General features: G+C 58.8%; 15 protein-coding genes. 5 read left to right on the top strand and 10 right to left on the bottom strand.

Annotated elements, in window-relative coordinates; all coding sequences use genetic code 11:
- Positions 1-70: 70 nt before the first annotated feature.
- Both G463_RS0102870 and G463_RS0102865 read left to right on the top strand, forming a co-directional pair.
- Positions 71-1087 (top strand): phosphatase PAP2 family protein, encoded by a 1017-nt coding sequence (locus G463_RS0102870; RefSeq protein WP_026973988.1) that lies wholly within the window; start codon positions 71-73, stop codon positions 1085-1087.
- A 101-nt stretch (positions 1088-1188) separates the two neighbouring features.
- Entirely contained in the window at positions 1189-1425 is a 237-nt protein-coding gene (locus G463_RS0102865; RefSeq protein ID WP_026973987.1) for a ferredoxin family protein, read from the top strand.
- A 94-nt stretch (positions 1426-1519) separates the two neighbouring features.
- On the opposite strand, the gene G463_RS18385 is transcribed toward G463_RS0102865, so the two are convergent.
- From G463_RS18385 to G463_RS18375, 5 genes are all read right to left on the bottom strand, one after another.
- Positions 1520-2788 carry an MFS transporter gene (locus G463_RS18385; protein ID WP_051321850.1) on the bottom strand — a complete coding sequence of 423 codons (1269 nt, stop codon included), beginning with the start codon at positions 2786-2788 and terminating at the stop codon, positions 1520-1522.
- Positions 2789-2790: 2 nt separating this feature from the next.
- Complete coding sequence (locus G463_RS0102855; protein WP_026973986.1) at positions 2791-3072, bottom strand: hypothetical protein; 282 nt, start codon at positions 3070-3072, stop codon at positions 2791-2793.
- Positions 3073-3205: 133 nt separating this feature from the next.
- The gene (gene icmF / locus G463_RS0102850) at positions 3206-6544 is read right to left on the bottom strand and encodes a fused isobutyryl-CoA mutase/GTPase IcmF (RefSeq protein ID WP_245575668.1); all 3339 of its coding nucleotides are present in this window, start codon (positions 6542-6544) and stop codon (positions 3206-3208) included.
- Complete coding sequence (locus tag G463_RS18380; protein ID WP_245575667.1) at positions 6541-7209, bottom strand: TetR/AcrR family transcriptional regulator; 669 nt, start codon at positions 7207-7209, stop codon at positions 6541-6543. Before G463_RS18380 ends, icmF begins: the two co-directional genes overlap by 4 nt.
- A 78-nt stretch (positions 7210-7287) precedes the next feature.
- Positions 7288-9357: a penicillin-binding transpeptidase domain-containing protein gene (locus tag G463_RS18375; RefSeq protein WP_051321848.1), complete on the bottom strand. Its 2070-nt coding sequence runs from the start codon at positions 9355-9357 to the stop codon at positions 7288-7290.
- Between the two features lie 138 nt (positions 9358-9495).
- Here G463_RS18375 and G463_RS0102835 point away from each other — a divergent pair, with 138 nt between their 5' ends.
- The 3 genes from G463_RS0102835 (at position 9496) to G463_RS0102825 (ending at position 12115) form a co-directional block, all read left to right on the top strand.
- Entirely contained in the window at positions 9496-10350 is an 855-nt protein-coding gene (locus G463_RS0102835; protein ID WP_026973984.1) for a deoxyribonuclease IV, read from the top strand.
- Between the two features lie 146 nt (positions 10351-10496).
- The gene (locus G463_RS18370; RefSeq protein WP_169725410.1) at positions 10497-11249 is read left to right on the top strand and encodes a 3D domain-containing protein; all 753 of its coding nucleotides are present in this window, start codon (positions 10497-10499) and stop codon (positions 11247-11249) included.
- Positions 11250-11404: 155 nt separating this feature from the next.
- On the top strand, positions 11405-12115 hold the full coding sequence (locus G463_RS0102825) for an iron-containing redox enzyme family protein (RefSeq protein ID WP_245575666.1): 711 nt from the start codon (positions 11405-11407) through the stop codon (positions 12113-12115).
- Positions 12116-12239: 124 nt separating this feature from the next.
- Here the strand turns inward: G463_RS0102825 and G463_RS0102820 are convergent, their stop codons facing one another.
- The 5 genes from G463_RS0102820 to G463_RS18365 form a co-directional block, all read right to left on the bottom strand.
- Complete coding sequence (locus G463_RS0102820; protein WP_026973982.1) at positions 12240-12506, bottom strand: hypothetical protein; 267 nt, start codon at positions 12504-12506, stop codon at positions 12240-12242.
- Positions 12507-12919: 413 nt separating this feature from the next.
- Complete coding sequence (locus G463_RS0102810) at positions 12920-14692, bottom strand: acyl-CoA dehydrogenase family protein (protein WP_026973980.1); 1773 nt, start codon at positions 14690-14692, stop codon at positions 12920-12922.
- Positions 14693-14748: 56 nt separating this feature from the next.
- Positions 14749-15930 carry an acetyl-CoA C-acetyltransferase gene (locus G463_RS0102805; protein ID WP_026973979.1) on the bottom strand — a complete coding sequence of 394 codons (1182 nt, stop codon included), beginning with the start codon at positions 15928-15930 and terminating at the stop codon, positions 14749-14751.
- A 28-nt stretch (positions 15931-15958) separates the two neighbouring features.
- Positions 15959-18364 carry a 3-hydroxyacyl-CoA dehydrogenase/enoyl-CoA hydratase family protein gene (locus G463_RS0102800; protein ID WP_026973978.1) on the bottom strand — a complete coding sequence of 802 codons (2406 nt, stop codon included), beginning with the start codon at positions 18362-18364 and terminating at the stop codon, positions 15959-15961.
- Between the two features lie 100 nt (positions 18365-18464).
- Entirely contained in the window at positions 18465-19439 is a 975-nt protein-coding gene (locus G463_RS18365; RefSeq protein ID WP_051321846.1) for an aminotransferase class IV, read from the bottom strand.
- Between the last annotated feature and the right edge of the window lie 70 nt (positions 19440-19509).

Below are 19509 nucleotides of genomic sequence, written 5' to 3'. Positions count from 1 at the left end.
CACTGCAAAACCATCTACAATGTTGCAAGATAGACCTGCGGAACCATTTTGTGTATCGAGAGGAGTTCCTATGTCTCAGAAGACGCGCCGCCTCATGATGCGAGCCCTCTTTCAACTCGAACTGTACGAATTGCTCGGCGCCGTGGTGTCCGCGGCGGCCATTGCTGTATTCTTCGGCGCCGCGAGAAAACTGGACGACATTATTGGCATCAGCGGCTATCATTGGAAGGTAGCGAGCGCGGTGGCGGGCGCTTACCAGAACGCCCTCACGTGGTGGTTCACCGGTGCATTTGCCCTGTTGTTCTTGTTGCTCGCACTGCTGCACCGGAAGAACCATCGGATGCTTCGGCAATTGGCCTTTTTGATTCGCGTGCTGCTCGCGTTCTGTACCATGCTCGCCATCTATAAAATCGTCAACTTTTACATCTCCGTGTTTAATCCGTTTGATCGGGACATGGCCCTGCAACACATAGACCGCACGCTGTTCTTCGGGAAATTGCCGTCCGAGTGGTTGAGCCATCTCATTTGCAAGCCCCTGACGGACGTGCTCAGTTTTGCGTACATGTCCTGGTTCGTCTTGACCTACTCCACCATTTTGGTGCTCTTGACGCACAGCCGCCGGGCCGTTTTGGAATTCGTTTTCACGGCCCTCGCCACGTTTTACGTGGGCTACCTGACCTACATCATGGTTCCGGCCATCGGGCCGCTCTTCACCGTACCGTTTCCACATCCGGTGGGAGGGCTCACCAATGTGTTTCTACATGATCAAACCCTGGTTGCGCGCGATTGCTTCCCAAGCCTGCACACCGGCATCAGCGTGGTCATGGTGGTGCTCATTGGCCGCTATCGGCGCCGCTGGTTGTGGTTGTATGCACCGATGACATTTTTGATTGTTTTTTCCACACTGTACCTGCGGTTTCATTATGGCATCGACGTCATTGCGGGCGCGGCCCTCGGCGTGGCCATGACACAACTGTGCCCCATCGCTGTGGAGTGGTGGGCTGCCAAGCAGGAAGCGGCGCGGATGGTCGCCTCGGACGCGGCGGCAGGCCCAAGACAGCCGGACGCCTGTTCCGAATTGGCGTGACGCAGGCATCCAGGGGACCAACTGTTGAAATGGACAGGTCGCTGATATATCATGGAGCTAGCATTTTCACCAACTTACCTGGTCTTGAGGAGGAGTCCTTCGTGGCATTTGTCATTACGTCGCCTTGCATCGGCGAAAAAGCCGCTGACTGTGTAGAAACCTGCCCCGTTGATGCCATCCATGAGGGCGAAGATCAATACTACATTGATCCTGACCTCTGTATTGACTGCGGTGCTTGCGAAGCGGTTTGCCCAGTGTCTGCAATCTACATGGAGGACTTCGTCCCGGAAGAGGAGAAGGAGTTCATCCAAAAGAATCGGGACTTCTTTCAAAAGTAATTTCTCTCATCTTTTCAACTTGTCAGTCATCTGGCCGGGAAGATGGGCGCAAGGAGAAAGACCGGGACGGCCAGCGTTCCCGGTCTTTGTTCATTCAGCGACCGACTCGCGCTGTCGCCCGCTGAAGCAACGGTTTTCCCGCTGGTCCGCTGGGCGTTCGCCCCACCCTGCGTTGACCGACGGCAATCAGCATCCAGGTGAACAGTTGAACAAATCCGAGGGCTGCGGCGAACCTGCTGATGGCGAGGGCAGTCGGTGACATCGTCATCAACCCAATGAACACACCGATGCCAGTCACTCGGCCGATGTTTTCAAAAATTTCCCGGAGAATGATGTACTCCATCCGGTACGTCGTCGCGTCCGGCAACTGGCTGATGGTATCGAACACGAATCCCTGAAGCGGCACCAGAAACATCGGCAGCACCAACGAGATGACAGCCCCGTAAACCATCAACAAGCGCGCGCTGATGGGAAGCAGAAACAGCAAAGCGGTTGCGGCCATGCAAATGGCTCCCGCGCCGAGATAGCGCAGCCGGGTCGGCGGTTTAACGAGTCTGCCGACGATAAAAAACGAAGCAAACGACAGCACACCCTGCAAGAGGAAAAATTCCCCCAGTTTCAATTCACTGCCTGTGGCGATGTACATCAGCAGGCCAATGAGAAACAAAAACACGCCTTCCCGCAGCCCGTAAATCAGACATCCGAACAGGATCATGCGCCATGGACGGCGCGCGAGCGATTGCAGAGCGCTCCACATCTTCAACTGTCCGCGTCGGGCATTGGCGTGCAGCTTCAACGTACACAGCGCCGCGCACCCAAACAGTATGAGAGAAAGCGTGAAAATCCAGTGATAGCCGCTCAAGCCGCCCCATCGATCTTCCGCTGAAATCAGCCATCCAGCCACCGGCGGTGCCACCACGCCCGCGATGGCGCCCATCACGCCATTCAGACTGTAAAACCAATCCCGGGTTCCCAATGCGGTGAACTGAAGACTGAGTGCGTTGAACGAACACCAATAGAATCCGGCGGCCAATCCCATCATGACGCCGAGCAACACCGGCAGGCGGCCCGCGGCCGTTCCCCCCAACAGAGCTATCAGGTAAAACAAACCATGCAGCACAATGCCCATGCGCAGGGTGGCCACACTGTGCCAACGTTTCGCCAACCAACCGGCAACGAGAAACGTGAGAGGAATCATGCAGTAGATCGCAAAATTGTACCAGCCGATGCTGGTGTATCGATGGTCCACTTTCCACAGGTATACGTTGACAAACGTATTCGACAATCCGACGGAAATCGAGAAAATCCCACTAATCCCCAGCAGCCACCAGGCATGGCCGGCGAGTGGCTTGCGCTTCAGCACGTTCACCTCCCCTTCTGTTCGGCAGCTTTGTCTGCCCCTTCCGATGTCGGCAGTCTCGGTGCGCCGTACCGCTTCACTGCTGCGTCATTCCCCGCGGGTTCGTCTCCTCGAGAGGGATTTGTCTCGTGCAGAGATGGGTTGGAACGGGGCGCCGATGTCAGTTTGGCCGCCGGTGGCACTGTCCGCGCATGCACGGCATGCGATACGCCGGCTCCCGCGGATGTGAAGCAGAAGATCATCGCCGCCAGCAGCAACCCGTTTTGCGCTCGCTCTTTTGCTGTCACCTCGCCACCCTCCTGTGCCGCAGAGCGTGTGTGAAGGTCTGCGGTCCCTTGTGCAGGCGTTAGTGTACCCCGCTGGCAGCCATCCTAGAACAGGCGGCGGCAATCGGCCGCCGCCTGTTCCTCTGACGTGGATTCACATGTTTCGGCGATATTTTCCGCCCACCGCGTACAGCGCGTGCGTGATCTGCCCCAGACTCGCCACCTTTACCGTCTCCATCAGTTCTGCGAAGATATTGTCTCCCCGCTGCGCCACCTCCTGCAATCGCCGCAGCGCCGCAGGAGCTTCGTCCCGATGCGCCTCGTGGAAACGCCGCAGATTTTCAATCTGCTGCTGTTTCTCCTCCTGTGAAGCGCGGGCCAGTTCCACCTTCGGAGGCTGGTAGTCGGGGGCGAGCGTCTTCGGATTGATGAACGTGTTGACCCCGATGATGGGCAATTGGCCAGAATGTTTCAGTTCCTCATAGTACAATGATTCTTCCTGTATCCTACTGCGTTGGTATTGTGTTTCCATTGCGCCGAGCACACCGCCTCGGTCGTTCAGGCGAAGGAATTCCTGCATCACAGCTTCCTCCACCAGGTCGGTCAGTTCCTCAACAATGAAACTTCCCTGCAGAGGATTTTCATTCTTGGCCAAACCAAACTCGCGATTGATGATCATCTGGATGGCCATCGCCCGCCGCACCGATTCCTCCGTCGGAGTGGTGATGGCTTCGTCGTAGGCGTTGGTGTGCAGCGAGTTGCAGTTGTCGTAGATGGCAATCAACGCCTGCAGCGTGGTCCGAATGTCGTTGAAGTCGATTTCCTGTGCGTGCAGGGAGCGGCCGGACGTCTGGATGTGATACTTCAGCTTTTGACTGCGTTCGTTCGCACCGTACCGATCGCGCATCACCGTCGCCCAAATGCGCCGCGCCACGCGGCCAATCACCGTATACTCCGGATCCATCCCATTGCTGAAAAAGAAGGAGAGATTCGGCGCAAAGTCGTCGATGTGCATGCCCCGGCTGACATAGTACTCCACATACGTGAACGCGTTCGCCAGCGTGAACGCCAATTGGGTGATGGGATTGGCGCCCGCTTCCGCAATGTGGTAGCCGCTGATGCTGACCGAGTAGTAATTGCGCACCTTGTGGTCAATGAAGTACTGTTGGATGTCGCCCATCATCCGCAAAGCGAATTCGGTCGAGAAGATGCACGTGTTCTGCCCCTGATCCTCCTTGAGTATATCGGCCTGGACCGTGCCCCGTACCGTCTGCAGGGTCCGTTCACGAATCTCCTCGTACTCGCTGGCGGTCGGCTGACGGCCGGTGTCCGCCACGAACTTCTCCACCTGTTGATCGATTGCCGTGTTCATGTACATCGCCAGCAGGATGGGTGCCGGGCCGTTGATGGTCATGGACACGCTGGTGTTGGGTGCGCACAGGTCAAAGCCCGCGTACAGCTTCTTCATGTCGTCCAGGGTGCAGATGCTGACGCCGCTTTCTCCGATTTTTCCGTAAATGTCAGGCCGTACATCCGGATCCTCGCCGTAGAGCGTCACGCTGTCAAACGCAGTCGACAAACGCTTGGCCGTATCGTTTTGGGAGAGGTAGTGGAAGCGTCGATTGGTCCGCTCCGGCGTGCCTTCCCCAGCGAATTGACGCTTCGGCTCTTCTTCCGTCCGCTTGAGTGGAAACACGCCAGCGGTGTACGGAAACTCGCCCGGCACGTTCTCCTTGAGCGACCACTTGACGATGTCTCCCCAGTCCTCGTAGTCCGGCAAGCAGACTTTCGGAATCCGCGTGCCGGACAGCGACGTGGTGTACAACGGACTGCGGATTTCACGGCCGCGCACGGACGTCACCAACTCGTCCGCCTTGTACCGCGCCTTCTTCTCCTGCCAGCCCTGGATGATTTCCTGCACGTCCCGCTCCAACACCCGCCACGTCTCTTCATAGGCCGCTTCCAGCGCATGAGTCACCGACTCCGGCGTCGAACGCTCCCGCATCACCTGCAGTGCACCTTTAAGCTGGTACGCGCGCCGCGCCCATGTTACCTGTTTCTCCGTGCGCTCCCGGTATTTGCGCACCGTGTTGACAATGTCCAGCAAGTATTGCGAACGCTCTCCAGGAATGATGGCTCGCTTGCGATCCGACGCCTGCCCCACCTCGAGCTGGCTCTGCCAGTCGGTACCGCACTTGCGATTGATGGTGTCTATCAGAGCCCGGTAGAGCACGTTCGCCCCAGGATCGTTGAACTGACTCGCCACTGTTCCGTACACCGGCATTGCCTCGACCGGCTGCGCAAATGCGTTGCGGTTGCGCTGGACCTGCTTTTTCACATAGCGCAGGGCATCCTCCGAACCGCGCCGGTCGAACTTGTTGATGGCCACCAGATCGGCGTAGTCCAACATATCAATCTTCTCCAACTGGGAGGGCGCCCCGTACTCTGCGGTCATCACGTAGAGCGAGACGTCCGCCACATCCACCACGTCCGCGTCGCCCTGACCAATCCCGCTGGTTTCCACCAGCACCAGGTCGAATCCGGCCGCCCTGGCCAAGCGAATGGCGTCTCTGGTGGCGGCGGACAACTCCCCTTTTGCGGAGCGGGTCGCCAAGCTGCGCATGTAGACGTTCGGGTGGTGAATGGCATTCATGCGAATCCTATCCCCGAGCAACGCACCGCCCGTCTTTTGTTTGGAAGGATCGATAGAAAAGATGGCGATGGTCTTGTCGGGAAAATCGCGCAGGAACCGCCGCACCAGCTCATCGGTGAGGGAGGATTTCCCGGCGCCGCCGGTGCCCGTGATGCCCACCACCGGAACCGCCCGAGCCTTCGCGTCCAGCTGAGTCCGCAGCGCATGCAGAGCAGGGTTGTCCTCCGCCGTCTGTTCGACATACGTAACCAATCGCGCCATCGCATGCGGCGCCGCTGTCGACAATTCCCTGAGCAACGAGTCAGGGTCGCAGGGCAGGGCCTCGTCGCAGACGCGGATCATGTGGTTGATCATCCCCTGCAGACCAAGCCGGCGGCCATCGTCGGGAGAAAAGATCTTGGCGATGCCGTACGCCTCAAGCTCCGCAATTTCTTCGGGAACGATGACGCCGCCTCCGCCCCCGAATATCCGGATGTGCGATGCCCCGCGCTCTTGAAGAAGGTCGTACATGTACTTGAAGAACTCGACGTGCCCGCCCTGATACGAACTGACCGCAATCCCCTGCGCGTCCTCTTGAATGGCAGCGCTTACAATTTCGTCGACAGAGCGGTTGTGTCCCAGGTGAATCACTTCAGCGCCGGTTGCCTGCAGAATCCGGCGCATGATGTTGATGGACGCGTCGTGCCCGTCAAACAGACTGGACGCCGTCACAAACCGAACCGGATGCTTGGGCCGGTACGGCTGTCGCTCCTGCGTTTGCCCCCACGGTTCTGCGGCCCTCTCCGATGAGAGGTCCGCGACCTGCGACACCCTGTCCATTTGTTCCATGGAACTCGTCATTGCAAAGTCCCCCTTCTCCCAGACTGTGCCGACACCTCGGCCGAAGCGGTGGATCCGCTGGCTGCCGCCATCAGCATGCGAATTTGCAGTTCGCGAAATTGCGAAAATGAAATCCCTTTCAAGGCCCAACGTCGAAACGCCCACATCTGTCCCATCACCACAATATCCTGTGCCAGGAGAGGAATCTGCTCCTCTGATATCCCGAGCGTCCCATCCGCGACGCCATGACGAAGCTGCTGTTCAAACCAAGCGACAATCTCCTGCTCGTGCCGCAGCACTTCCGTCAGGTACAGCTTTGGCAGAGACTTCGCCTCCTGGTAAATCAACAGAACGTCCGCCTGCATGTCGTGCATGACGTCAAACAGGCCCTCGATGGCCGTTTTGAGTCTCTCCGCACCATGGGTCGCCGTGGTCACCGTTTGGGCGAGCCGGCTGAAGATCTCCTGGTGGATGTGTTGACAGACCAGAAAGAGAATGTCCTCCTTGGACGTGACGTACTCGTACAGCGCACCGTTGGACAAACCGCTGGCGCGAGCAATTTCGCGTGTGGTGGTCTTGTGAAACCCTTTCTCCGAAAACAGTTGCACGGCAGCTTCCACAATCTGCCGACGGCGTTCTCGAATCCGTTCCGGGTCTTTCACATTGCTGCCGATTTGAACGCCCACGCACACCCCTCCTGACCGAGCGCTCGCTCAATTTCAGTCTAGGGAATGGGCCGCGCATCGTCAAGAGGCGCGAGCCCCTCAGGGCTGCGGAATCCCTGCGGATCTGATGCCGACCGGTGGGGTGCCGCCGGACGAACCCGGCCAGCGGCGCAGGACATCCGCGTCATCCAACCACTGAGACGGTGGAAAAAATGGAGCGTGCGACAGTTGAAAGTACGTGTCGAGCAGCCGTCTCGCCATCGGCACCGCGGTATCATAGCTGCTGCCTCCCCCCGGCACCACCACCGCCACCGCAACTTCGGGCTTCTCTGCCGGCGCGTATGCGATGAACACCGACGTATCGTCCCGCCCCGGACCGACCTGGGCCGTCCCCGTCTTGCCCGCCGCCGCGTACGGTGCCCCGCGGAAGGCGGCGTAGGCCGTTCCTCCGGGCGCATTCACCACTTCATACATCCCTTTTCGAAGCACGGCCCAGTGGGCCGCCGGCAGCCGAACCTCGTCCATCACCCTGCCCTGAATCTGCCGCAATGGCTGAGCTTGGCCTGGCCGCGCCCCCGGTGGATAGATGGCGCGCACCACGTGCGGCTGCACCCGGCGGCCGCCGTTGGCCAGCGCGGCGACGTACTGCGCGAGTTCTATGACGGTGAACTGCTGCATCTGCCCAATCGCGGCCGCCGCGTTGTCATACAGCAAAGAGCGGTTCGGGAAATAGCCGCGCGCGCGCAGCGCCGCCACCGCCGCCTGCACCGAATAGGGTACGGCGCGCTGTTTGACGGCGTCGTCGTGAAAGAACAGGCCCTCCAACTCGCCGGGCAAATCCACACCCGTTCGCCGTCCCAATCCAAATCGCATTTCCCACAGGTACAACGCGTTCAACCCGCGCACATGATCCCGCCACAGCCAGTGGGCCACCGTCTGTCCGGCGGGTGGACCGTCGTGCCAATTCGCCAGCCACATGCCGACGTAATAAAAAAATGTGTCACAGGAAACTTTCAGAGCTTCCACCGGCCCCACCCGCCCGTGACCGCTTCGGACGTCATCGTTGGCGCGGTAGGTGCCCACCATGGCGAATCCCGGATCGGCAATTGTGGTATGCGGCGTCACCACCCCTTCGTGCAGAGCGGCGAGCAGATTGACCGGCTTGACCGTGGAACCGGGTGGATGGCGGCTCTGAATCACGTGGTTCACCGTAGGCGTGAGTTTGGGGTCCCACAGGTAGTTCCAGTGCCGACGCAGTTCCTGCGGGCTGAGAAACCACGCGGGATTGTAATAAGGATAACTGACCAAGGCCAGAATGGAGCCATCGTTCGGCTTGAGCAAGACAACCCCCGCTTCGGTGGGATGATAGTGGTGCTCATGCGCCACCTCGCGAAGGGTGTCCTGGACAATCTGCTGGGCCCTCGCCTGCAGTGCCGCATTCAGCGTCAATTGCAGCGTGCGACCGGCGACGGGCGCGGGCTGCCAGCCAAAAGTCTCGAGCGGCACGCCTGCGCTGCTCGTCTGTTGCACGCGGTAGCCGAGTTGGCCCTGCAGCTCCGCCTCGTACTGCTTCTCCACACCGTCCTTCCCCACCCATTGACGAATGTTGTAGTTCTTTCTTGCATACAGCGGGCGCTCCTGACCGGACTGACGTCCGACATACCCCAGCACGTGACCGGCCAGGTCGCCGTACGGATAGACGCGGGTAGGAACCACCTGCACCTGAATCCCGGGAAACTCCGATTGATGTTCGTGTATGAATGAGACCTGCCGGATGTTCGCGTTCTGGACCAGATCGACCGTCGCCGCGGGACCTTTCGAAGCCTGTTCAAGCAAGACCCGCAGGTCTTTCTCGGCAACGCCGATTCCCGATGCCAGCCTCCGGGCCAGGTGTTCCGGCGATTCCGAAGACGCAGCCCTCTGATTGTACAGAATGATGAACGAAGGCTGATCATACGCCAACAGGACGCCGTTGGCGTCGTAGATCCAGCCGCGGGACGGCAGTTCCGGGACTTTGCTGATGCGTGTGGCGGTGGCTCTGGCCCGAAAGTCGGCGCCATGTGCAATTTGCAGATAACCCAACCGGGTGATGAGACTGGACAGCGCGAGGAACACCATGCCGTAGAGCACGGGAAGTCGCCGGGTGCGTGCGTCATCCTGTTCTTCCAACCACGTCCCCTCCTTTCTCACTCACCTACACCAAACGTGAGCGCCGCGGCGGTTGCAGCAAAGCCGTGTTCCATTTGGCAGCGGATTGGAAAGTTGTTATGCTGAACACGTATCCCACGTGAGGAGGCAGAAGCCGCGATGACGTCACCGCGAACCTATGATACGGAGAAGGGCATCTTCCTCGGCGCCAACGTGTCGATTGCAAAGACCGGCCTGTTGGCTGCGGTGGAAGAAACTCTGTCTTATGATGCAAATACGTACATGATTTATACACGCAGCAACCGAGGCGGAAAAGCCCGTCCCATCACGGAATTCAACCGGGATGAAGCGTTCGCCATCATGGCGGAGCACGGCATTGAAGACCCGGTGGTGCACCTCTCCTACCTGGTCAATCTCGCCAGTCCGAAAGAAGACACCTGGGAGTACGGCGTGAACGTCCTCACCGAGGAAATCCAACGTGTGGAATACCTCGGTTTCCGCTACATTGTCATGCACCCGGGCAGTCACGTGGGCGAAGGCGAGACCTACGCCATCCGCCGCATTGCGGAAGCGCTCAACGGCATCTTGACCGGGGACGAATCGCTGACGCTGTGCCTGGAGACCATGGCCGGGGACGGATCGAAAGTGGGGAATTCGCTGGAGCAAATTGCTGAAATCATGGCGTTGGTGACGCACAAGGAGAAGCTCGGCGTGTGCATAGACACCTGCCACAACTACAGCTACGGCTACGACATCGTCAACGACTTCGACGGATTCCTGCAGAAGTTTGACGACATCATTGGACTGGACAAGCTGAAGGTCGCCCATATCAACGATTCGAAAACGCCGTTTGGATCGAGAAAAGATCGGCACGCCAACATCGGAGAGGGATCGCTCGGGCTGGAGGCGCTCCGCCGGATTGTCCACCACGATGTGCTTCGCGGAATCCCGCAAATTCTCGAGACGCCGGGCGGAAAGTACCGCTCTGAAATCGATTTGCTGCTCGGCCGTTGATGCCTCCCGCAGACATTCGGGACACCGCACCGCCTGGTGCGGTGTCTTTTTCTATTCTGGCAGGTTTATCCTCTCAAGTTCCGGACGATGCTGATAGGGAAGATCAAGCTTTGCTAGGCACGCTAGGAGAAGGAGAGAGGATGGACATGTTGAGTTCAAAGCGGCTGTGGTGGACCGTTCTAACCCTGCTGTTGTTGACGCCGTGGATTTGTTTCGCCGACGCTGCCCATCCCATTCCGCAGGAGTCGGACACACTGGTCGCCCGTCTGGCAGGGGTGGCGGAACGCGTCGAACAGGCGACCACCCATGTCTACACGGTGCACCCCGGAGATACGCTGTGGGAAGTCGCAAAGAAATTGGGCGTCAGTGTCGGGGAACTGATGCATCAGAACCACGTCACCGCGCCAGAGCGTCTGCAAATTGGACAATCTCTGCACTACACGACATCCGGGGGCGGCGCCAGCAAGCCCGGAGCAGCCAACAATGAACTGCGAGACATTGCGGTGGCGCGCCAGCAGGTGATGGCGTCTCGTTCCGAACGGCCGAAAGTCATGCCCGTTGGGACCAAGATTCTATTCTGCACGGTTACGGCGTACACGGCTGGCTATGAATCCACAGGGAAGACGCCGGCGGATCCGCTGTTCGGCATCACCTCCACGGGAACCCGTGCCTTGCAGGGCGTGACCGTCGCAGTCGATCCGCGCATCATTCCGTACGGCACCAAATTGTACATTCCCGGTGTCGGCTTCCGCGTGGCCGAGGACACGGGAGGCGCCATTGTGGGCGCGCACATCGACGTGTATTGCAGCAGTGTAGCCTTTGCGCGGCAATTCGGCGTGCAAACAGATGTCCCGGTCTATATCCTGCCCGACTGGTACACGCCGCCGAGCGCGGCGTAAAGCTGAATGGAAAAGCCTCCCTCGCCAGATGCGCGCGGTTTCCAGCACGGAATTGGGCGTTGGTGTCCGAACATGCTAGACTAGGGGCTGGATGCCCCGACCGACATTCTCTCCGGTCGGGAAAAATGCTGAAAGTCTTGCAAGGAGGAACGTTCGTGCTGCAAACGTATTCCGATGTGGAGCGCGCCATGGATCAACTGGTGGAAGAGGAGTTTCTGAGCGCGCCATTTCTCACCCATCTTCGCGAAGGCCGCTACTCCATGGCGCAAATTCGCCACTTTGCTGTCCAGTATTCATACTACAGTCGGCATTTCCCGCGCGTGCTCGGCGCGGCGATTTCCGCGATGGCGCCGTTGGACACCTGGTGGGTTCCGCTCGCGGACAATCTCTGGGACGAGGCGGGCCGAGGAGCGCCGGGTCGGTCGCATGAACAACTGTACAAGACGTTTTTGCTCTCCGTGTATCCCACGGTCGAACTGGATGAACGCGGAATACCGTTGATTCCGATGTCTTCCGCCGTGTCGGACGCGATTGAGACGTTCATCTCATTCTTCCGACAGGCGACGCCCCTGGAGGCGATGGCTGCGGTGGGCTTCGGATCGGAAATGTTCGCCGGCACGGTGATGAAGGCCATCGCGGACGGATTGCGGCATCCGACGTATCAGGCCGAAGGTCCTCTCAACCTGTTGTTCTGGGATGCCCACGCGGACGAGCACGAACCTCACCACTATCAGCTGTGCAAAGACGTCCTGGTGAATTACACCAAACCGGAAGAGCTCGCGACCATGTACGAGGTGGGCGCTTCCATCGCGAAGTCGGAAGCCTTGATGTATACCCGGCTGCACGAGGAAATGATGCAACTGTAAGCGTATTGTGCCAACGCGGAGTGGATGCGTCATAACATGGCCGCATCCACTCGCGGCATCATGTTTCACACATCCTCCCCGCTTGGGGTGTTTCGACCGGCTGGCGCTGTGCATATCCCGCTGTTCACGACTGCGGAGATTCCGGAAACCACTGTCGATCTTTGGTCATCCGGGCGGCCCAACACGCGAACCAGCAGAGAAACAGGTACAGGAGCAGCCATGGCCAGAAATGGAAGGTGAACACGGTTGCCATCGCCGCCACCGTCCCAACGGCCACCACCAGCGTGGGAATCCAGACGCGCTGGAGCCACCAGTACAACCCAAACGGAATCACGAGGGACAATAGTGGAATCACACCTGCAATCCATACCATCGCATGATCCGGCACCATCGAGAAAGCGACCTCCCTTCCCTCCGCTGACCGCCAGCGGAGTTCCCCTGGTTTCAGTGTAAAACGCCTCCCGTTCTCCCGTCCACGAATCTCGACTGATGATTGACAAAATGGTTGTACAATTCCCAATAGACAGTTCGTCCATGGGAGGTAGAGATGCGCAAGAAACCATGGACCAAGGCGCTCGGGCTTTGCGTGGTATTCGCCGCGGTGGTCGCCGTAGGATGTCTCATCGACCATTTCTTCTTCTCTTTATCATCGATTCCCATCGGGAAATACGTGGCGAGTTACCCGTCGCAGGTGCTGAAAAAGAACGTGGGGCCACCCCGTCCCCTCTTCGTAAGGTTCAGGGCAGCCCCGTCTTTCCACGTACCAGCCTTCACATCCTCTGCGGCATGGCACCCCGCCTCGTATTAGGCCTGGTACTTTTCCGCCTCGATGACGCGTGCCGCAATGCGGCGCTTCAGTTCCTTGGAATTCACCGGCTGGAATCGGGTCAGCTTGCGCAGAACCGCCAGCTGTGTCCGAAGGGCATCGCCTTCCTCCATGGCCGCCAGAATTTCACGCGCATATCCCTCAATCCGAACGAACGCCTCCGGGACATAGACCTTCACCATGTCCACTTTGTTCTCGGCGTCTTTGCCCGCTTCCATCGCCTTCAGCGTCCGTGCAATGGCGCTTTCCATCGCGTAGATTTCAATCACGATGTCCGCCAGGTTCGCGAGAATTTCCTGCTCCTCTTCAAGTTTCTGCATGTACTTCTGCACGGCGCTGCCGCCGACGAACAGGAAGATCTTCTTCGCCATCGCGAGCATGTGCTTTTCCGCGCCAAGCAGTTCCGATTCGTCCACCATCGGCAACGCGCCCAGCAACTCCTGCTGCAGGCCTTGCGCCGCCTGCAGCAGCGCAAGCTCACCCTTCATCGCCTTGCGCAGCAGCGTCGCCGGAATGATCAGGCGGTTGATTTCGTTGGTTCCTTCGAAAATCCGGTTGATCCGCGCGTCGCGATACATCCGTTCCGCCGGATAATCCTGAATGAACCCCGCACCGCCGAAGATCTGCACCGTTTCGTCCACCACGTAGTCGAGCGCCTCGGACGCGTAGACTTTGCCCACCGAGCATTCCAGCGCGTACTCCTCAATGGCTTTCGCCGCCGTGCGACCGTCAATGTGGTCGCCGAGCGAGTCCAATTGCTTGTCGATATCTCCCGTGGACCGATAGACCATGCTCTCGGTGACGAACGCCTTGATGTTCATGTTGGCAATCTTTTGCTGAATCAGCGGGAAATTCGCAATCGGTTGTTTGAACTGCTTGCGTTCCTTCGCATACTTCACCGCCACTTCCAGTGCGCCCTTCATCCCGCCGACGCAGCCAACGGCCAGTTTATAGCGGCCGATGTTGAGGATGTTGAACGCAATCACGTGGCCTTTGCCGGGCTCTCCGAGCAGGTTCTCCACCGGCACCTTGGCGTCTTCCAAAATCAACTGCCGGGTGGATGACGCCTTGATGCCCATCTTCTTTTCTTCGACGCCTGTGGAAACACCGGGGAAAGTCCGCTCCACGATGAAGGCCGAGAACTTCTCGCCGTCAATCTTCGCATACACCACGAACACATCGGCGAAGGCCGAGTTGGTGATGAACTGCTTGGTGCCGTTCAGAATCCAGTACTTTCCGTCTTCCGACAGTTTCGCCACCGTCTTCGCGCCGAGTGCATCGGAACCGGACCCGGGTTCCGTCAGTGCATACGCGGCAATCCATTCACCGGTCGCCAGTTTCGGCAGGTACTTCTTCCGCTGTTCCTCATTGCCGAAGTAAACGATGGGCAATGTTCCAATGCCCACGTGAGCGCCGTGACTGAGTGCGAACGATCCGCCGCGGGTCATATACTCCGTGATCAGGGCCGACGACACTTTGTCCACGCCAAGCCCGTCGTACTCTTCCGGAATGTCCGCCGCAAGCAGCCCCAACTCCCCGGCCTTGTGCAGCAATTGAACGGTCAGTTCCCAATCCTGGTGCTCGAGTCGTTCCGCGTTCGGCACCACTTCACCTTCGACAAACTGGCGCGTGGTCTCCGCAATCATCTGGTGTTCCTTGCTGAAATCTTCCGGGGTGAACACTTTTTCCGGCGCGATGTCCTCAATCAGAAACGCAGCACCTTTCGTCAGTTCCTGTTCCTTCGTGCTCATGCGAGATTCCTCCTTTGGACCGCCATTCGACGGTCGCTCCCGTGATTCGCCAGGCGTTAAGAGATGCGCTCCACAATGCCCGCAGCGCCCATGCCGCCGCCGATGCACATGGTGACAAGGCCGTAGCGGCCGCCGGTACGCTGGAGTTCATTCAGAATCGACACGGTCAACCGCGCGCCCGTGCAGCCGAGCGGATGGCCGAGCGCAATCGCGCCGCCGTTCACGTTCACTTTGGATTCATCCATCTCCAGCGTTCGAATGACATGCAGCGCCTGCGACGCAAACGCTTCATTCAGCTCAATCAGGTCGATGTCCGCCAGTGTCAAACCCGCCAGTTTGAGCGCCTTCGGCACAGCCGCCACCGGCCCGACCCCCATGATGTCCGGATCAACCCCCGCCACAGCGAAGGCGCGAAATGCCGCGAGCGGTTTTAGGCCGTACTCGCGCGCCCGATCCGCCGACATGACGAGCACGGCGGCTGCACCATCGCTGGTCTGAGACGAATTGCCGGCGGTCACAGTTCCTTTCAGGCTGAACGCGGGGCGAAGTTTCGCCAAAGCTTCCAAAGATGTGTCCAGGCGCACGCCCTCGTCGGTGTCGAAGACAACCTCTTTCTGCACCGGCTTGCCGTCCGGGTCCATCACCGTCTGTTTGACGGTCACAGGGACAATTTCATCCTTGAACTTGCCGGCCTGAATGGCGGCCGCTGCCCGTTGATGGCTGCGCAGAGCAAAGGCATCCTGGTCTTCGCGAGAAATTCCAAACCGCGAGGCCACCTGCTCAGCGGTATGGCCCATCGACATGTACACTTCCGGAAAGTGCTCAACGAGTTCCGGGTTCGGAGACAGATTGTAGCCGCCCATGGGAATCAAGCTCATGGTCTCCACCCCGCCGGCAATCACCACGTCGGCCATGCCGCTCATGATTTGTTGGGCAGCCATGGCGATGGTTTGCAAACCGGAGGAACAAAACCGATTCACCGTCACGCCGGGCACCGCGGTTGGCAATCCAGCGCGCATTGCGATGATGCGAGCCACATTCATGCCCTGTTCCGCTTCCGGGATGGCGCATCCCATGATAATGTCCTCAATGTCTTCGGGAGCCACCTGCGGCGCCCGTTTGAGCAAATCGGACACCACCAGCGCACCCAGGTCGTCCGGACGCGTGTTGCGGAGAGTGCCTTTGGGAGCCTTACCAATGGCTGTGCGCGCACCCGCGACAATCACTGCTTCTCTCACAGGAATTTCCCTCCTATTCACCCTCGCATCAGTTGCGAAGCGGCTTCCCGTTTGTGAGCATGTACTGCATGCGCTGCTGCGTTTTCGGTTCGCCAATCAAACTGAGGAACGCTTCGCGCTCCAAATCCAGCAGGTATTCCTCGGTGACCAGCGTGCCGCGCGGAACGGAGCCACCGGTGAGCACGCGGATCAATTGTTTCGCAATCTTTTCGTCGTGCTCGGAAATGTATCCGCTCATCTTCATGGTGTAAACGCCCATTTTGAGCAACGCAGCACCCGATTCGCCGATGACCGGAATCTTCTGCGGGTGTTTGCGCAGGAATCCCGACTTGGCCAGCCCCAGCGCCGCCTGCTTGGCGTCGTAGAGTTGATAGTCGCGGTTGACGCTGATGCCGTCCGACGCCCGCAGGTAGCCCAGGTTCTTGGCGTCCTTCGCACTCGTCGAAACCTTCGCGGTGCCGATGGTTTCAAACGCTTTGGCGACGAATTGGTCCAACCGCTCGTTGACCTGGTTGGGCACGCCTTCCGTCAGGCGGATCAACAGTTCTTTGTTGCCGCCGCCGCCGGGGATGAGGCCCACACCGACCTCGACCAGTCCCAGGTAGCTCTCCGCCGCAGCCTGCACGTGTGTGCCCGCATACGTCAATTCGAGCCCGCCGCCGAGCGCCATCGCGTACGGTGCCGTCACAACCGGTTTATCCAGGTACTTCAGTTTGAAGAACGTTTGCTGCGTATAGCGAACCGCCTGCTCAATCTCATCCCAGTTTTCGTCCTGGGCTTCCATCAGCATCAGCGCCAGGTTCGCGCCGACGCAGAAGTTTTTGGCCTCTGCGGCAATCACCAAAGCATCCCAGTTGGCGGACACCTCTTCCGCAGCGAAGTTGGCCATCTGCAAAACATCCACACCGAGGGCCTGTTTCAAAGAGTGAACTTCCAAACAGGCCACCCCGTCACCGAGGTCAATCAGGCTGGCTCCGTTGTTCTTGCGAATCACCTTGCCCTGTTCTTTGAGGCGCGCCAGCGAAATTCGTTCCTTGGGTTCCTCCACCTGGCGATACTCACCGCGGCCCACGTAGAAACCGGGGACTTCTCCGGGTTTCCGATCATAGAACGATGTCTTCCCCGAGGCCAACAGGTCTTCGACAAAGGAAGGAATGGTCTCTCTTTCTGTGCGCATCCGTTCCACAGACTCCACCAGGCCAATCGCGTCCCACGTTTCGTAGGGCCCCAGTTCCCAACTGAATCCCCACTTCATCGCGTTGTCCACGGCCACGATGTCGTCCGCAATCTCCGTTTGCTTTTCAGCGGTGTACAGCAACACCTTTTTGAGCACTTCCCAAGCGAACTGGGCCGCGGGGTCCTTTCCCTGAATCAATGTACGGATTTTACGCCCAGTGCCGGGCGCGTTTTTGGCCGCGTCCAGTGCGGCGGATTTCAATTTCCTGCGCGGACGGTACTCAAGCGTGGCAAGGTCCAGGGCATGAATTTCCTTTCCACCCTCCCCCTGCACGCGACGGAAGAATCCTTGGCCGGTTTTTTCTCCGAGCCACCGGTTCTGCACCATCTTTTCAATGTAGTCAGGTATGGCAAAGGCGGCCTTCTCCGCTTCATCGGAAACGGAGGCCTGCACGTTCTTGGCCACGTGGACGAACGTATCCAGTCCAACCAGGTCCAGTGTGCGGAAGGTGGCGCTTTTCGGCCGTCCCATCACCGGTCCCGTGATGGCGTCCACCTCGTCGACGCCGAGCCCGAATTTTTCCATCGCTTGCAACGTCACCAACAAACCGTAGGTGCCGATGCGATTGGCGATGAAGTTCGGCGTGTCCTTGGCGAACACCACGCCTTTGCCCAATACGCGTTCGCCAAACGCTTTCATGAACGTACAGATTTCCGGATCCGTGTCCGGTCCAGGAATGATTTCTAATAATTTCATGTAGCGCGGTGGGTTGAAAAAGTGGGTGCCGAGGAACCGCTTTCGAAATGACTCCGAGCGGTCTTTGACCATCTCCGCGATGGAAATCCCAGACGTGTTGGAGCTCACAATGGCGTCCGGACGCACGACGCCCTCCAGCTTCGCAAGCAACTGCTGTTTGACTGCCAGGTTTTCCACCACGACCTCAATCACCCAGTCACATTCCCCGAGCCGTTGCAGGTCGTCCTCCAAGTTTCCCACTTCAATCAACAGAGCGTCATCCGGCGAGAAAAATGACGCGGGCTTCGCCCGTTTTGCAGCTTCCAAACCTTGCAGGGCCAAACGATTGCGAACCGCTCTCGATTCCAACGTCAGGCCTTTCTTGGCTTCCTCGGGCATCAGTTCCTTCGGGACAATGTCCAACAGAACCACGGGGATGCCGACGTTTGCCAAGTGCGCCGCGATGGCCGCTCCCATCACGCCAGCGCCAATCACGCCCGCTTTGCGGATTTGTCGCGCCACTGGTCAATCCTCCTCGTACACGGCCATTGTTACCGACCGGTCGGTAGATTCTCAGGTACTATCTTATCAGATTCTCCCGATACTGAATAGCCCTTCATTTTTAAATTTGACTGAAATGGGTCAACAGGTCCGCGCCGTTCGCGCCAATCCCATGGTTCCGAACATCCTCGAGGATTTGTTGGAAGGCTGCCTGCAGGCGGTGCGTCATCTCCGCTTCCACCATCGATTGCCAGAGAGGTACAACGTCCACATCCTTCCCCAAGAGCAAGCTGTCCGACGCCGTCTCCGGCAGAGCTTGCAACTGGCGAAGGTAGGTCGGTGTTGTCACAACTTCATCGATGGGGAGGATATCCTGCGTGCTGCTGGTCATAAACACTTCGTCGACAGAATCCAATTCATCCAGCAGGAGTGAGCGTTCCACCACCGGAATGCCCAAGGATTCCGCCAGCGACAGGACGAAGCGACGCGTGATTCCTCCCAGTATGTAGCGGTTCGCCGGCGCCGTGTAGAGCACTCCGGCACGGACAAAGAACGCGTTGCTCCCGGCGCCCTCTGTGATCATCCCGTTGCGGACATAGAGCGCTTCGACGGCAGACGCGCGCTTGGCATTTTCCTTCGCGACCACATTGGGCAGCAGGTTGATGGACTTGATCCACACGTTCGCCCAGCGCTCATCTGGCAACGCCAGCAACCGAGCCCGCTGCTGCGTCGCTTTTGCGGCCGTGGCGCGAACGGTCAGACTGACATGGACGGCGCCGGTGGGAAAGGTGTGGACACGCGGGGCGCTGCCGCGGGTGACCTGCCAGTACACCTGCGCTTCGGCATAGCCGCTCCGGCGAATGGCCTCCGCAATGAGAGCTTCCCATTCCGCCCGCGCCATGGGGTTCTCCATGTCCAAAGCCCGGAGACTCCGCTCCATGCGTTCGAGATGCCAGTCCAACAGAAAGGGCGCTCCTCCGTACACCCGAACCACTTCGTACACGCCATCACCGAATTGATGCCCGCGATCTTCTATAGGCACGGGATGTTCATCATGATTCAAAAAGCGACCCTGGTAGTAAAAGATATCCGGCATTCCATGCTCCTCCCCTTCTACCTCAACACAACCGGTTTGACATGAGTTTACGCCCGATACGTGATACACT

The organism is Alicyclobacillus contaminans DSM 17975 (genome assembly GCF_000429525.1).
GTDB classification, from domain to species: Bacteria; Bacillota; Bacilli; order Alicyclobacillales; family Alicyclobacillaceae; genus Alicyclobacillus_A; species Alicyclobacillus_A contaminans.
The sequence above is the reverse complement of the archived record's forward strand: the minus strand, read 5'-3'. Positions and strand labels throughout refer to the sequence as shown.

Bases quoted from the DNA above. Each gene is read 5' to 3' on its own strand.
- G463_RS0102835 (WP_026973984.1), top strand. From the start codon at position 9,496: ATGACGTCACCGCGAACCTATGATACGGAGAAGGGCATCTTCCTCGGC.
- G463_RS18370 (WP_169725410.1), top strand. From the start codon at position 10,497: ATGTTGAGTTCAAAGCGGCTGTGGTGGACCGTTCTAACCCTGCTGTTG.
- icmF (WP_245575668.1), bottom strand. From the start codon at position 6,544: ATGACGAGTTCCATGGAACAAATGGACAGGGTGTCGCAGGTCGCGGAC.
- G463_RS0102820 (WP_026973982.1), bottom strand. From the start codon at position 12,506: ATGGTGCCGGATCATGCGATGGTATGGATTGCAGGTGTGATTCCACTA.
- G463_RS0102870 (WP_026973988.1), top strand. From the start codon at position 71: ATGTCTCAGAAGACGCGCCGCCTCATGATGCGAGCCCTCTTTCAACTC.
- G463_RS18365 (WP_051321846.1), bottom strand. From the start codon at position 19,439: ATGCCGGATATCTTTTACTACCAGGGTCGCTTTTTGAATCATGATGAA.
- G463_RS0102810 (WP_026973980.1), bottom strand. From the start codon at position 14,692: ATGAGCACGAAGGAACAGGAACTGACGAAAGGTGCTGCGTTTCTGATT.